General features: G+C 34.7%; 12 protein-coding genes. 8 read left to right on the top strand and 4 right to left on the bottom strand.

The window, feature by feature from the left end; translation table 11 throughout:
* Nucleotides 1-175 precede the first annotated feature (175 nt).
* From NKR74_RS07200 to NKR74_RS07190, 3 genes are all read left to right on the top strand, one after another.
* Nucleotides 176-1,993, top strand: a complete 1,818-nt coding sequence (locus NKR74_RS07200) for a HAMP domain-containing sensor histidine kinase (protein ID WP_253629093.1) — start codon at nt 176-178, stop codon at nt 1,991-1,993.
* Nucleotides 1,994-2,099: 106 nt separating this feature from the next.
* Nucleotides 2,100-2,630: a tyrosine-type recombinase/integrase gene (locus NKR74_RS07195; protein ID WP_098309457.1), complete on the top strand. Its 531-nt coding sequence runs from the start codon at nt 2,100-2,102 to the stop codon at nt 2,628-2,630.
* A gap of 163 nt (nt 2,631-2,793) precedes the next feature.
* Nucleotides 2,794-2,988: a DUF3924 family protein gene (locus NKR74_RS07190; protein WP_098309458.1), complete on the top strand. Its 195-nt coding sequence runs from the start codon at nt 2,794-2,796 to the stop codon at nt 2,986-2,988.
* 143 nt (nt 2,989-3,131) lie between these two features.
* Here NKR74_RS07190 and NKR74_RS07185 read toward each other — a convergent pair whose 3' ends face one another.
* The 3 genes from NKR74_RS07185 to NKR74_RS07175 all read right to left on the bottom strand — a co-directional run bounded on the left by NKR74_RS07185 (nt 3,132) and on the right by NKR74_RS07175 (nt 8,480).
* Nucleotides 3,132-5,090: a beta-propeller fold lactonase family protein gene (locus NKR74_RS07185; protein WP_253629092.1), complete on the bottom strand. Its 1,959-nt coding sequence runs from the start codon at nt 5,088-5,090 to the stop codon at nt 3,132-3,134.
* 140 nt (nt 5,091-5,230) lie between these two features.
* Nucleotides 5,231-7,294: a hypothetical protein gene (locus tag NKR74_RS07180; protein WP_253629091.1), complete on the bottom strand. Its 2,064-nt coding sequence runs from the start codon at nt 7,292-7,294 to the stop codon at nt 5,231-5,233.
* A 340-nt stretch (nt 7,295-7,634) separates the two neighbouring features.
* Complete coding sequence (locus NKR74_RS07175) at nt 7,635-8,480, bottom strand: DUF72 domain-containing protein (protein ID WP_098309461.1); 846 nt, start codon at nt 8,478-8,480, stop codon at nt 7,635-7,637.
* Nucleotides 8,481-8,828: 348 nt separating this feature from the next.
* Between NKR74_RS07175 and NKR74_RS07170 the strand changes: the two genes are divergently transcribed.
* On the top strand, nt 8,829-9,284 hold the full coding sequence (locus NKR74_RS07170; RefSeq protein ID WP_098309462.1) for a hypothetical protein: 456 nt from the start codon (nt 8,829-8,831) through the stop codon (nt 9,282-9,284).
* 141 nt (nt 9,285-9,425) lie between these two features.
* Nucleotides 9,426-10,043, top strand: coding sequence for a hypothetical protein (locus tag NKR74_RS07165; protein ID WP_098309463.1), 618 nt, complete (start codon nt 9,426-9,428; stop codon nt 10,041-10,043).
* 80 nt (nt 10,044-10,123) lie between these two features.
* Here the strand turns inward: NKR74_RS07165 and NKR74_RS07160 are convergent, their stop codons facing one another.
* Nucleotides 10,124-12,163 carry a transglycosylase domain-containing protein gene (locus tag NKR74_RS07160; protein WP_098309464.1) on the bottom strand — a complete coding sequence of 680 codons (2,040 nt, stop codon included), beginning with the start codon at nt 12,161-12,163 and terminating at the stop codon, nt 10,124-10,126.
* Nucleotides 12,164-12,469: 306 nt separating this feature from the next.
* Here NKR74_RS07160 and NKR74_RS07155 point away from each other — a divergent pair, with 306 nt between their 5' ends.
* From NKR74_RS07155 to NKR74_RS07145, 3 genes are all read left to right on the top strand, one after another.
* Nucleotides 12,470-13,090 (top strand): DUF47 domain-containing protein, encoded by a 621-nt coding sequence (locus NKR74_RS07155; RefSeq protein WP_098309465.1) that lies wholly within the window; start codon nt 12,470-12,472, stop codon nt 13,088-13,090.
* Between the two features lie 11 nt (nt 13,091-13,101).
* On the top strand, nt 13,102-14,100 hold the full coding sequence (locus NKR74_RS07150) for an inorganic phosphate transporter (protein ID WP_253629090.1): 999 nt from the start codon (nt 13,102-13,104) through the stop codon (nt 14,098-14,100).
* 112 nt (nt 14,101-14,212) lie between these two features.
* A complete protein-coding gene (locus NKR74_RS07145) occupies nt 14,213-15,013 on the top strand; it encodes a sulfite exporter TauE/SafE family protein (RefSeq protein ID WP_253629089.1) in 801 nt (266 codons plus the stop codon).
* The last annotated feature ends 30 nt before the right edge of the window (nt 15,014-15,043 follow it).

The raw sequence follows: 15,043 nt of genomic DNA, 5'->3' as shown, positions 1-15,043 counted from the left end.
GATTCAACTAACCATCAGGGGGGATGAAAAAATCCCCACTGATGGAAGTTTCACTTTATATGACTTTTTGAAAAAAAACTGTCTCAACAAGCGACAGATTTCCTCTCCTACTCTCTTTATTCGTTTGCTATAATAAGAAGACTACTATGGAATTTACAATTTATGAGGTGAAGAAGTGAAAAAAAGAAGCATTGTGTTTAAGCTTTTTCTATTAACATCAGCATTGTTTACTGCTACATTTTTACTCTTTTTCCTTGGACAATCACTGTTTTTAGAAAAATTTTATATAAAGAAAAAAATTCATACGGTCCAAACATCTTTCGAAAAATTTGTAAGTAAATATGAAAAAAGCGATCAGTCAGTTGAAGAACTTTCAAAGTTAAAACAAGAGTTTTATGAAAAAACAAATGCTGAACTCGTCTTACTAGATCGTAATGGCATTATTCAGGATGACAAAAATTATCACATTGAACTTGTTGATAAGTCTAATAAAACATTTTTTATTCCACTCAATAACATTTTCACAAACGATGAATATTCTTCGTTTATAAAATTAGGATTAAACCTTAATGATCCAATCCGTGTACAAGGGATCTTAAAACAAGATATGATTATTCCTATTACAATTACTACTGCCGACAACAGGATATGGCAAAATGATAATATCATTTCAGACTTGAAGCAATTTGGTATACAACTTCAAGACGTGAAAAAAACTTTATATACAAAGGATTTCGGTGTTGGTGTTAGTACATTTGACGGTACTATTTCAAAACTGCACATTCCTTCCTCAAGTGATATTCGTCTTGCAAATAAAGATACATTAATCCAGGGCATTCAGCACTGGGAGCTTTCTGTCGCATTAGGAAAAACAAATACAAATGAAATGACGACGTATACAATGGGCGGGGAAAATGAAGTGAAATATCAGATTTTTGTTAAACCCGTTGTTAAAAATGGTGAAATAAAAGAATTTGCATTTGCAATGACATCACTGCAGCCCGTTGATGAAGCTATGCTTGTTTTGAAAGATTATTATGTTTATGCATTAATTATCGTCTTTATTGTCATTATTTTATTGTCATTCTATTACTCAAAAATTATTGCAAAGCCGCTTATTAAAATGAATCGTGTTACAAAGAAAATGGCGAACTTTGATTTTTCTGAAAAACTTCCAATATCAACAGACGATGAAATTGGAAGCTTATCAGGTAGTATTAACAGCCTTTCTGTAAATTTAAAAGATCGAATTGACAAATTGCATGTAGCAAATACAAAACTACAGCAAGATATTGAAAAAGAGAGACAGCTAGAGAAAACAAGAAAAGAATTTATCTCTGGCGTATCTCATGAATTAAAAACACCGCTAAGTGTAATCCGTAGTTTCGCTGAAGGCATTAAAGATGGTGTAAGTAAAGATACTACGTATTATACCGACGTTATTTTAGAAGAAACTGATAATATGAACCGCCTTATTGTCGAAATGCTAGAACTTGCAAAACTTGAATCTGGCACATATAAATTAGAAATTGAAGCTTTTTCAATTGGAGAATTAATCCAACAAGTTTATACAAAGCTATTATTTAGTATCGAAGAAAAAAATTTACACGTAGAGCTTGCATTAAATCCAACTATTTATGTACAAGCAAATCGCAATCGCATTGAACAAGTTGTCGTCAATCTATTAAGTAATGCAATTCGTTACACACCAAATGGGAAACAAGTAAAGCTATCTGTCATTGAGTATGAAGAAATGGTAAAAGTAGAAATTGAAAATAACGGTACGCCGATTCCTGAAGAAAGTTTAGATAAAATATGGGACCGTTTCTATCGATTAGACGCATCCCGTAGCCGTCATACAGGTGGAACAGGTCTAGGCTTATCCATTGTAAAAAATATTTTAGAACTTCATCATGCCGATTACGGTGTGTATAATAAAGAAAATGGTGTTGCCTTTTATTTCGAATTACAAAAAGCAAAAGAAGTCAAATAATTTGTTCTAATTTCACGAGGAGTTCACATGAAATTCACATACTCCCTTTATAGTAATAACTAGTTAATCCTTTCCTTTACACATATAAAAGAGGAGAGTGCGTGAAATGAAACAAGTAGGACAACCAATTCAAAATGAAAAACAATTAGAAAAAATCAAAGATATACTATTACAATCATCGAAGCGTGATGCTTTATTATTCGTGTTAGCTGTGAATTCAGGATTAAAAGTAAGCGAGATTTTACAATTAAAAGTTGGCGATGTTATTGATGAAAATGAACATGTTCGTCATTCTATTTTGTTCTATAATGACAAAATGAAAAAACATAAATGGTTCGCTGTAAATGAAGAATTGCAACATACTATCGAACAATACATGAAAGAGCGAAAAGTATGGAAACGAAATGAACCATTATTAAAATCTCAAAAGGGAACAAAGTCTATTACAAGACAACACGCTTGGTACATTTTAAATAAAGCGGCAAAAGAAGTTGGTTTAGAAGGGATTAGCTCACATACACTTCGCAAGACATGGGGATATTGTGCTTACAAATCTGGTGTAGATATTGCATTTTTACAACACTTTTTTGATCATAACACCCCATCCAAAACTTTAAAATACATCGGTATTGCTTAGTCATAATTACTGTAAATAGATTTTTAAAAAGGTAACTATTTTGTCAATAGTTACCTTTTTTAATCCAATAAACTCTATTACTTTCTTTACCATATTAATATATCTTTCTCTTTTCTTGTTTCTCCTATCTTCTAGTGATACTCTAGTAGTAGGGGGGAGAAATATGAACACATTAACAATTGAATTACCTAAAGAAACATTAGAAAAACTGCAATTATTACAACAAGCTCACAAACAGAAAACAGGTGCTGTCGTTACCGAAAGCACACTCATTCAATCTCTTATATCAAGAGAATTTATTCAAGAAATTACACCGTTTGATTTACAGAAATATGTACAACAAAAAGAACAGCGATAAAGTTCAACTTTGATTAGTAAGCGTTTTCACTACTGATTATTAGTTGAATCAAATTTGCCATTATAGGCAGTAAGACTCCCACCTCTTTTCTTGATGGTGGGAGTCTTACTGTTCGCAAATAGCGGGATAAACACCGCTATTTTCTATTGAATTGATTTTACATATTCCGCAATTGCATGAACTTCCTGTTTTGACAGTTGTGGCTTTTCTTCATATTGATGCTTCTCTACTGCCTCTTCAACGGTTTTCGCACTACCATCGTGTAAGTACGGGGCTGTTGCCCATACACCACGAAGTGTCGGAGGATCAAAGTATCCTTTTAGTCTTTTATTTTGGAATCCCCCACGTGCATCACCATCATAATTTGTATCTATTTCATTAGCAGTCCCAATGTTATAAAGGAAGTTTGTATTGTTCGTCGTTAATTTACCATTTTCATCAACAGCTTTTGTGCTATTTGTGAAATTATCTCCGCCGTGACATGTTAAACAATTTGCCTTGCCTTTAAACAGCTGCTCTCCATCCTTCGCAGTAGGTGTTAATTCTCCATTCCCTTGACGATATGGACTTTTTGGGACAGGAAACGAATTCGGATCATCCAAAAAGGCTTGCAAAGCATCATACATATGCTGCACATCTTTTGGAAGTTCTTTTCCAGGATCAATTTCCATCATACCGCCCATTTCACCTTGTACGGTATGAATATAATCTGTAAAATCATCACGTGATCCATCCCACATAAATAAACCTGTTTTTGTCGTTAAAACGTTGCTTGGTACATTTCGCTTCCCTTTTGGTGTCATTAATGATAAACCATTAATTTCTCCATCACTATGACATGTTGCACAGCTCATCCAGTTGTTTCCTGTAATCCCTGCTGCATATTTATCGCTATTTGCACTGTAGAATATTTCTTTTCCTTCACGTACAAGTTTCGATAAGGAATCTTTTGCAATTAATTTAACTGTCTTCTTATCAGCTTGCACTTTTGCATATGAATCATTACCACCTGTTTCTAAGAAAGCAAGATCATGACTCATCGCATTATGAACTACTAATGTGTTTTCTTTTGGAAGCAACATAATACCGCGCGGATTACTTCCTGGAATACGCCTTACAATTTGCGTTGCATTCCCTCCACGTGTTAAATCAAATACCATAAGATCTTCACTACCAGACATCACAACAAATGCCTTTGTTCCTTTTTCGTTAAAGGCTACATCGTATGGGTTTGATACAATCATCGTTTCATTTTTTGTATTCTTCACATTCATTGCTTCGAATAATTGTTTACGCTGATCTATAATTTCCTCATCTTTTTCTAAATCAATAATCGACACAGCTGGGAAAACTGTTTCTTCAAACTGAATTGGTGTATCTACATTTGTAAGCATATGTGGAACCCAGGCTGTTTTTCCATCTGGTGCAATAACAAATTGCTCTAATGTGTTTGGAATTCCTTGACTCTTTTTACGGTCTTCTTTATCTGGTGAAGATGCAAGTGTAATCACTTTCTTCACTTTATTACTCCCTGTATCTACAACACTAATTTTCCCCTCTAAATAGTGCGGTACATACAATTTCTTTCCGTCTTTTGTCATTGCAAGCGTACGTGGGCGATCACCAATTTCAATCTTTTGCACTGTTTTCTTCTTTTCAAGATCAATAACTGATACATTACCAGAGCGAAAATTCGATACATATAACTTCGTTCCATTTGGATTTGTAACAACACCAAATGGCTCAATTTCAGTTGGAATTCGATCAATGACTTTCTTCTTATCAAGTGAAACAACATCAACTTTATTATCGTACATACAAGAAACATATAATTTCGTTCCATCCGGACTGATTGTTAATTGTCTCGGTTCTTTACCAACTGCGATCTCTGACACTACTTTTCTACTTTTTGCATCCATAACTGTCACTGTATTAATATCAATATTCGCTGTATAAATCCATTTCCCATCAGCACTCGTTACAATGTTATCACTATGAACAGCGGTGCTGCGCTTCTCTTCTTTTCCTGATGTTTTCATCCCACAACTAGCAAAAATCCCTATACTTAGGAGTAATACAACCGCCATAAACAATCGCTTCATTATCTAACCCTTCTTTCTCACTCTACCGAGCATCCCCTGTTATCTATATCTCCTACTGATGGAAATTTACTTTGTTACACCCTTTTTTCATAAAAACCGAACAAGTTTATCAACTTGTTCGGTTTATTAATATCATAAACTTATTTTTCTTTCTTCACTTCAACATTGACAAGCACTGGAGCAATACCATTCTTACCATGACCTGCTTGAATTTGTGGTACATTATCCTTATCTGCATTTCCAAGCTTCCCTTTTATATAAACATCGCCTGTATCCCAGAACTCACTTGTTTGCATCCCTTCTTTTAATGAAGGCCCATTGATTACTTGATCATAAAAATCAACATAACGAGAAGTAATCGTTTTTTGTTCTAATGAATCATATTTCGTTTTATCTGCATCTGTATTACTTAAATTTTGCAATGCAACACGCAACACTGCTGATACACTTCCAGCTGTATAAGGCGTATATTTCATTTCACCTTTTTTCGTTTCATATGCATGTGCTTCTTTGTTCCACATTTTACGATCTACTAAATCATATAGTTTACGCGCTTCTTCGCGATACGTTTCATCTTTCGTTGCTAAAAAGGCCGCTGTTAATCCTCGGATTGCTCCAAGCTGTGCTTCTAATGTAACAGGTTCAGTATCTTGTCCTTTTCCAATTGTATAACTATTTGCCATAAAACCATCTTTTGTTTTCATATTCTTTAATAAGAAATCTGCTTGCGTCTTAATCATATTTAGAGCACGTTTTCCTTCTTCTGTTTGTAAGCCTTGTGCCTCTGCCCCGCTTGCATATCCAACCGGCATACCATCAATGGCACGCTGGAATATACGAAGTGCCTCTACCATATAACCTGCATCAAACGTATCAATACGTTTGCCTTGTTCTGTTCCGCTATGCTCTGTAACAAATGCACCTGTTTCTTTGTTATAATGCATTGCTTCAATATTTTTAAAGACTTGTAACATGACATCACGATTCAATGAATAAGGGTCATCTGCTTTTACATCGTTAGACGTGTCACCATCTACATTTTCTACTGCTGCTTTAGCAAATGGTGCTCCATCAAATGCTGCTTGGAATGCTGGATTCACATTTTTATTATTAGGACGCTGATCTGCCATTCCAAAAAATTCAGCAGTTGGCCATAACATCATCCATTGATCGCGAAGCACACTGCGTGCATCTTTCACTTCTAATTGGCCAGCTTTAGCAATGCCATTCTTTTCATCTTCATTTACTTTAATCTCATGAGGTAAGTAAACAAGACCGCCCTCAGGGCTATATTTACTTCCTGCTCCGTTCGTTAATTGCTTTGTATTTGCATCATAAAATAGACCATCACGAATATATGAAAGTTTATTCCAAATTTCTTCTGTTAAAATAACACCTTGCATACCATCAGCACTACTTTTTCCAAGGCGAATATTCGGATCTTGATCTTGCGTATTTGATGTAGCTTCTAATTCTTCGTCCTTATCTACTGTATGGAAACCACCTAAAAAATCTCCCGCCCATAATGCTTGTTTTAAAAATGCTGAACCGTATGCGGCTGGTGTTAACGTTTTATTCATTTTCGAACGATCCCAGCGCAATGTTTTAAAATCCATTTGGAAGGCTGGTACATACGTCTTATCATCATTTTCTGCATATATAGACGTATCTACTTTTTGCATATAATGAGGGTCACCGCCAGCATATTCCATAAATGTCGGATACATATTTGCAAAAATTTCTTTACGTGGATATCCTACACTATCTGCTAGTGTATAAAACCGCTCTTCTAGCCAAGATGGAGCTTCTTTATTTGTTTCTTTTGTCATTTTCTGTACAATTGGGGCATGAAGTAAATGGAAACCAAGCCCTGATTTTTCTACTACCTCATACATTCCTTCTTCTGAGTACTCATAAGACTCGATTCCAGCCATATAATCAAATTTCGTTGGTTTATTTTGTTTTTGTGCATCTAAAAGATCTAAATCTAATCCTAAGCTTTCTGCTAACGGTTCCCCAGCTAATTCAAATTCTGCATATGCAAACATGTTTGCAGCTGTATCAAATGTATAGTCCGTTACTGGTACACCATATGTACTTTTTTCTTTTGCCGTCGTCTCTTCCTTTTTACCTGTACACCCTACTGAAAGTAACAGTGAGGAAACAACAGCAACTGTTGTCATCACTTTCCATGGCTTTTTCATCTATTCCCGCCCCTTTTAACGATACTGATAATTATTATCATGTAAACGCTGTTATTATATTATTAAATCAATCTTTTGTAAACTTTAAATTTTTCAAAACAAAAGATACAAAAACTATTGACAATGATAATGATAACCATTATCATTTATTATGAAGCCAACAATTGATGAATCAACCAAACGCTCAGTAACATTGTTACCCCTCTTTTTTCATAAAGAAAAACACTGTACATTCCCCCTGTTTGTACAGTGTTTTTCTTTTTATCCTAATTAGCGCTTTCAATCAATGAAGGTGAAGTCCCTTGATAAAAATACTACTTTATCCTACTACTATTTCACTTCATTCAAATAAATTTAGTTGTTCAGGTCTAGGTTCGCCATACGTAACACCAAGCATATCCATCATTTGTTTTGCATTATCTGCCGCATCTCCGCCAGAGTTATTGTTAAATAAAAGGTAAATTTCCTTTGTTTTTGATTTTAATTCTTGTAACCTCTCTATCCATTCTTCTAATTCCTGTTTGTTATAGCGATATAAACAGCGGACTGCTCTCCAATTCTCTCCCGTATTCAGCCACCCATGTACATTGCGCCCGTGAAATCGAACTAAGGTCATCTGTTCATGCGTTGCTTCTAGTACAATTGGAATAGAACCAATTCCTGCTTGTGGTTCATCACAAATAGTATGAATCCAACCTTCTTGTTTCATAAATTGCAATGTTTGATTACGAAATTGTGGATAAAACCACGTTTGATTACGAAACTCTAATGAACATGGTATATCTCTCATCTTTTCTTTCGTATAGCGTAATAAATCCACATTTTTCTTTTGACAGTCGAACCAAGGTGGATACTGGAATAAAACCATTTTTAACTTATTTGCTTTTTGGAGAGGAACTATCGATTCTTTAAATGCCTGAAACATATCTTCAATATTTGCAAAAGGGGTCTCTCCGCGCATATGCCCTGTCATTCCTTGATAAGCTTTCACAATAAATGAAAAATTTGGCGGTGTTTCTAAAACCCATTTCTCATAATTTCTTGCAGGCTGTATGGCATAAAAAGAACTATCTACTTCTACGATTGGAAAATACTCACTATATGTTTGTAGTTTATGCTTCATTTCATAGGCATCTTTATATAAAGCGTTATGATCTCCCCATCCTGTTAACCCAATAGAAATCATCCGAACACCATCTCCTATCCACCTCTAAATCTCAAAAACATATTATGATATATGGAAAAAATCCAAATTACAGAGTCATTTAATTGTCTCACATTAACGGGAAGTCCCACACACATACTAATGTAAGTTTCACTTTATAAATAATTCATCACAAAGTTACAATCTTAACAATTTCTATTCCATTGTTATCCTATGGCTTCTTAATCTACTATAACAAACCAAAAAAAAGTTTTGCTATACAAAAAACTCTCTTTCTTTACTTTTCTTTACCTCAGCTTAACGTTAATTTAACGCTTATTTTGTATAATTCATAGTGAAAGAACTTATACGAAACGAGGGTGAATGCAGATGAAAGTATTATCATCTATCCGCTTTTGGATTATTTTCATGTCATGTATAACGTTATGTTTTGCACTCTTTGTAATTGGAGAATACAATAAACCAAAAGCAGCCTCAAACGAAGGCACCATACCCTATGACGTCCTATATACAAAACAAAATCATATACCCCTGGTGCATGATGCGCAAAAAGAAAAGGTTGTTCTGAAGGGGATGGTGATAACCGACGCCACTTCGTATAAACAATTAGAAATAATTGCCAAACAAATCAAAGAAAAATATGCACATGAAAAACTCGATTCAATTGAACTTACAATCCATAATAAAAATAACAGTCAATATTATGATGATCTTGCTTTTGAGCCAACCGCTAAAGGAAACATTGTCATCTCCTATACACCGGTAACTAAAACCGCGCACAGTATGAATACAAATATAAATATTCAACTCAACAAGCACCCTTAATCTAAAAGGGTGCTTGTTTCTATGTATACGCACATTTTTTATAAATTAGTCAAGTATCCTAGGTCTTGTCCTGCAAAGATGAATATCATATATCGACAAATGATTTAAAGAGAGAGAACTTACATTAAGGAGGAATTATGTATGATGTATCCATACAATCAGTTCAATCAGTCGTATTATTCTAGAAATGCGATGAGAAATTACAAAAATTTAATTGGCACAAACGTTCAGGTTAATTTAGGAGGTCCAGAAAAAGCAGAGGGAACATTATTAAAAGTTCAAAGTGATTTTTGTGTCGTACAAAATGACGATGGTGTTGTTTACTATCCGTTACATCATATTAATGGCTTTGCCGAGCAATATGAAGATGACTCTGAAGAATCAGATGATAATGAACAAAACAACAATCAAAATAACCAATATGAGGCCCCTATCATTGTAAGCGGAAACCGTTTTGGAAGTGTTATTAACCGTCTAAAAGGAGAAACAGTTCAATTTAATCAAGGTCCGAAACAAATAGAAGGAACTGTTGTCGGCCGTACTAGAGATCATATTCTTCTTGAGGTTGATGGTCAGGTTACGTATGTACCGACGTTCCATGTTCAAAGTATGCGTTGGAACTATAATAATGATAATAATGACAACAATAACGATAATAACAATAACGATAACAACAATAATAACAATGATGATAACGAAACACGTAATCAAGATAACAGCGAAAAAAAGAGATGCAAACGATGCAAAAAACGCCGTTAAGACAATAACGGCTCATGTACTAGAAAATAAAAACATAAGTAAATCCCAGATTACTCATTTCATAATCTGGGATTTACTTCTTAAAAGAATGGAATCCATTCTTTTATTTTATTCATCCAATTTTCTTGCTGTTCTTTTCTCTGCTTTTCTTCCTCTTGTCGTTTTTTCTCTTCTTCTTTTCGCTTTTTTTCCTCTTCAATGGTTTGTAAATGTTTTGTATACTCAGCTTCTGGTATAAGCGACAAATCAAAGTTTTTTTGACTTGGCTGCCCAACTGCTTTTTTCATAATATCTTGAAACATCGTTGTCGTTATTTGACTACCACCAGGAACAAAATGTTCACTATCTGTTTTATCATAGCCAACCCAAATGGATGCAACTAATTCTGGTGTATAGCCAACAAACCATGAATCTTTTGCACCGCTGCTCGGGCCATCTACAAGTTGTGTTGTACCCGTTTTCCCAGCAGTCTCTACAGATTTAAGTTTTGCTTTTTCTCCCGTTCCTTTCTCTACAACCCCTTGTAATAAATACGTCATCTTTTGTGCCGTTTTTTCATCCGTAACACGAGTTTCTTTTTTATACCATTTCCCTACTACATTCCCTTCACTATCTTGCAGTTCCCGAATCGCATGTGCTTCCATTTGTACACCATCATTCGCAAAGGTCGCATACGCTTGTGCCATGACAAGTGGAGACGTTCCTTCACTCATCCCTCCTAGCGCTAACGCATAAGATTGATCATCATCTTGAAGCGGAATACCAAAACGTTCTAAAGACTTCACACCCTTTTCCAGACCAATTTGTTCCAGTAGCCAAACGGCTGATACATTATAGGAATTAGCAAGTGCTTCATACATCGTTACATTACCATGGTATACATTCCCGCTATTTTTCGGTGTATATCCATTAATGTCTAGTGGTTCATCTTTTAATACATCATATACCTCATATCCTTGTTCCAATGCTGGTGTATACACTGCCAATGGTTTTAATGTTGAACCTGGCTGGCGTTTTAATTGCGATGCATGGTTAAACTGTAAAAATTGATACGGCCCTCTTCCTCCTACAAGAGCTGGAACATCACCCGTTTTGGGATTCATGAGTACAACACCTGTTTGCATAATTTGATCAGAAGTAGTCTTTGGAAAATAATGATCATTATTCACAACATCTTCTACCGCTTGTTGCATCTTTGGGTCTAATTCTGTGTAAATTTGATAACCACCTGATAAAATTTCATTTTGTGTCAAGTCGTATTTATTCATTGCCTCACGAACAACATAGTCAACATAGTAAGGATATTTTCCCTCATATTGCTTTTCGACACCACGGTGAAGTGAAAGCCCTTCATCTTTCGCTATTTGAAATTGTTTGTCTGTAATATAGCCTTGTTCCTTCATTAAAGAAAGAACAACATTTCTTCTTGTAATTGATTTATTAAAGTCTTTAAACGGTGAATACGTAGAAGGCGCTTTAATTAATCCAGCTAAAGTGGCAGCTTCAGGAATCGTTAATTCCTTCACTTCTTTATCAAAATACGTCTTAGCAGCATTTTTAATCCCCCATGCTCCCTCACCAAAATAAATTTGATTCAAATACATTTCTATAATTTCATCTTTTGTATATGTGCGTTCAATTTTCTTTGTAATAAAATACTCTTTGAATTTTCTTGTAAACGTCCGATCTTGTGTTAAAAATACGTTTTTAGCAAGCTGTTGTGTAATTGTACTTCCTCCGGCAACAACTTCTCCTGCTGTTATATTTTTAATGATAGCATTAAAAATTCCGCTATAAGATATACCGCGATGCTCATAAAATTTTTGGTCTTCTACTGCAACAACAGCTTGAATCATAACGTCTGGAATATCTTTACGCTTAATTCCTTCTATTTTCGAAGAAGACAATTTTGCTGCTACCTGCTTATTTGCATCGTAAATCACTGTTGGCTGAGGTACTGCATGTTTTAATGCCGATATATCTTGGATTGTAATCATAATGTTCACAAAGATAAACAAAGATAAGCCAAAACTTCCTAAAATCAACAAAAATATCCGCAATTTTTTTCTTGTTTTGAACCACTCTCTTATCCTTTGTAATTGAGTGCTGTTCCACTTCATTCATTCACTTCCTCTACCTTACTTTCAAATGTATATATATGGGTAACATCTTTATCTTTACAAATTTTCTATGATATCGTTATAATTCGTCAAGTCTAAGCTACCCTTTTCATACTTTTTGTATGAAAAGGACATTCTATAAGTACGAGTATTACTAAAAAAGTGTTAACATTACTAATTTTTCAACTTGTCTAATGTTAAGTTTTTGTAAACTTTTCGATAAAATGTTTTAAAAACCGACAACTTTTTGGTAGAATGAACTAGCCAATATGCTTTACATAACTATTTTTTGGTGGGGGTAACAATATGGTTTTCAAATCGAGAAAAGATAAATTTTCAGAAATGCTAACGAATATTTCTGAAAATTTAAAAGAAGGCGCACAATTTTTTGTGGAGTATAAAATTAAAAACGCAAGTGATTTAAAAGAATTCTCCATGCGCATGAAAGAATATGAGTCAAAGGGTGATTCATTTATTCACGAAATCATTATGGAATTAAACAAAGCATTTATCACTCCAATTGAACGTGAAGACATTTTGCAACTTGCAATGAGTATGGATGATGTATTAGACGGATTAGATCATAGTGCTGGTCTATTTGAAATGTATTCTATTACAGAAGCAGACGAATACATGATTAAATTCGTTGATGCAATTAATCAATGTGCGATTGAAATTGCGTCGTCTATTGAATTGATGTCCAATAAAAAGCTACTCGATATTCGTACAAATGCAATCAAAATTAAAGACTACGAATCAAAATGTGATGATATTCGTAGACATGCTATTAAGCATCTATTCTCTCGTGAGAAAGATCCAATCAAGATTATTCAATACAAAGAAATTTACGAAGAATTAGAAGAAGTTGCTGACAGCTGTCAAAGCGTAGCAAATGTTTTAGAAACAATTATTATGAAGAACGCATAAGGAGTTTGACCATGGATACACTCTTGATTTTAACCGTTTTAGTTGTCATTTGTGCTTTGGCTTTCGACTTTATTAACGGATTCCATGATACAGCAAATGCCATCGCAACAGCTGTTTCAACAAAGGCTTTAAAGCCAAGACAAGCCATTATTATGGCAGCCCTTATGAACTTTTTAGGTGCAATGGCATTTACGGGTGTAGCAAAGACTATTACAAAAGATATTGTCGATCCATTTACATTACCAAATGGTAGTGTCGTTATTTTAGCAGCGCTGCTTGCTGCTATCGCATGGAATTTAATTACTTGGTACTATGCAATTCCAAGTAGTTCATCTCATGCAATTATCGGTGCTATTGCTGGGGCAGCTATCGCTGCTGCTGGTTTTGGTGCATTAAATTATAAAGGCTTCATTAAAATCATTGAAGCTTTAGTTATTTCACCGATTATCGCTTTCGTCATCGGTTACATCGTATATAGTATTTTTAAAATTGCCTTTAAAAATTTTAACTTGACGAAAACAAACAAAAATTTCCGTATATTCCAAATATTCACAGCGGCATTGCAATCTTTTACACATGGCACAAATGATGCTCAAAAAGCGATGGGTATTATTACAATGGCCCTTATCGCAAATAATTATCACACTTCAACAGATATCCCTTTGTGGGTACAATTCGCGTGTGCAACTGCAATGGGTCTTGGTACCTCTGTCGGTGGATGGAAAATTATCAAAACTGTCGGTGGACAAATTATGAAAATCCGCCCTGTAAATGGCGTAGCTGCTGATTTATCATCATCAATTGTTATTTTCGGTGCAACTTTCATTCATTTACCAGTAAGTACAACACACGTTATTTCATCTTCTATTTTAGGTGTTGGTGCTTCACATCGCGTAAAAGGCGTAAAGTGGGGAACAGCAAAACGCATGTTAATTACATGGGTTATCACACTCCCTATTTCAGCTTCATTAGCTGCTTTATTCTATTACGTATTAAACCTTATTCTCTAAAGAAAAGTCGTCTTCTTATGCAGAAGACGACTTTTTTGTGAACACACATCATTCTGATTCAAAACATTGTATAATAAATGATGTATTTGTTACAAAAGAGGAGATGTTACAGTTGGAATATATTATGCTATTACTTGTTGGATTATTAGCAGGTACAATTGGAAGTCTAGTTGGTCTTGGCGGAGGAATCATTATCGTTCCGTTACTGATTAACTTACATAGCCTTTCTCCCCAATTGGCTGTTGGTACTTCAATTGTTACCGTCGTATTTACAGGTTTAGCTTCTACCCTCACATACATGAAGCATAAGCGGATTGATTACAAAAGTGGCCTTATTTTATTTATTGGGAGTGGTCCTGGAGGAATTATCGGATCGTGGGCAAATAAATTTTTAAATCAAGATTCTTTCTCTTTATATTTCGGGGTTTTTCTGATTTTAGTATCCATTTTACTCATGATACGAGATAAAATGAAACCTCTATCGCTTTCGAACGGTTCTATTATTAAACGCTCCTTTACAACTTCTGAAGGAGAAACCATAACTTATCAGTTCTCACCTTTTCTTGCTATCATTATTTCATTTGGTGTAGGTTTTATTTCTGGTTTATTCGGGATTGGCGGGGGTGTCTTATTAGTTCCAGCAATGATGATTCTTTTCGCTTTTCCAGCACAAATCGCTGTCGCTACATCAATGTTTATCGTTTTTTTATCCGCAATTGTAAATTCAGCAACTCATATTTCACTTGGTAATGTAAGCTGGCTCTATGCCCTTGTTTTAATCCCCGGAGCATGGATTGGCGGGAAAATTGGAGCTTATATTAATACAAAACTAAGTGGTAACGCTATTATCAATTTATTACGCATTACCTTAATTATTCTCGGTACACGTATGATTATTAGTTCCATTTTGTAACGCATTCTTTTAGAATGCGTTACTTTTATA

This window comes from Bacillus sp. 3103sda1, from assembly GCF_024159135.1.
Classification (GTDB): Bacteria; Bacillota; Bacilli; order Bacillales; family Bacillaceae_G; genus Bacillus_A; species Bacillus_A rhizoplanae.
The sequence above is the reverse complement of the archived record's forward strand: the minus strand, read 5'-3'. Positions and strand labels throughout refer to the sequence as shown.

Bases quoted from the DNA above. Each gene is read 5' to 3' on its own strand.
- NKR74_RS07195 (WP_098309457.1), top strand. From the start codon at position 2,100: ATGAAACAAGTAGGACAACCAATTCAAAATGAAAAACAATTAGAAAAA.
- NKR74_RS07190 (WP_098309458.1), top strand. From the start codon at position 2,794: ATGAACACATTAACAATTGAATTACCTAAAGAAACATTAGAAAAACTG.
- NKR74_RS07185 (WP_253629092.1), bottom strand. From the start codon at position 5,090: ATGAAGCGATTGTTTATGGCGGTTGTATTACTCCTAAGTATAGGGATT.
- NKR74_RS07180 (WP_253629091.1), bottom strand. From the start codon at position 7,294: ATGAAAAAGCCATGGAAAGTGATGACAACAGTTGCTGTTGTTTCCTCA.
- NKR74_RS07175 (WP_098309461.1), bottom strand. From the start codon at position 8,480: ATGATTTCTATTGGGTTAACAGGATGGGGAGATCATAACGCTTTATAT.
- NKR74_RS07170 (WP_098309462.1), top strand. From the start codon at position 8,829: ATGAAAGTATTATCATCTATCCGCTTTTGGATTATTTTCATGTCATGT.
- NKR74_RS07165 (WP_098309463.1), top strand. From the start codon at position 9,426: ATGATGTATCCATACAATCAGTTCAATCAGTCGTATTATTCTAGAAAT.
- NKR74_RS07160 (WP_098309464.1), bottom strand. From the start codon at position 12,163: ATGAAGTGGAACAGCACTCAATTACAAAGGATAAGAGAGTGGTTCAAA.
- NKR74_RS07155 (WP_098309465.1), top strand. From the start codon at position 12,470: ATGGTTTTCAAATCGAGAAAAGATAAATTTTCAGAAATGCTAACGAAT.
- NKR74_RS07150 (WP_253629090.1), top strand. From the start codon at position 13,102: ATGGATACACTCTTGATTTTAACCGTTTTAGTTGTCATTTGTGCTTTG.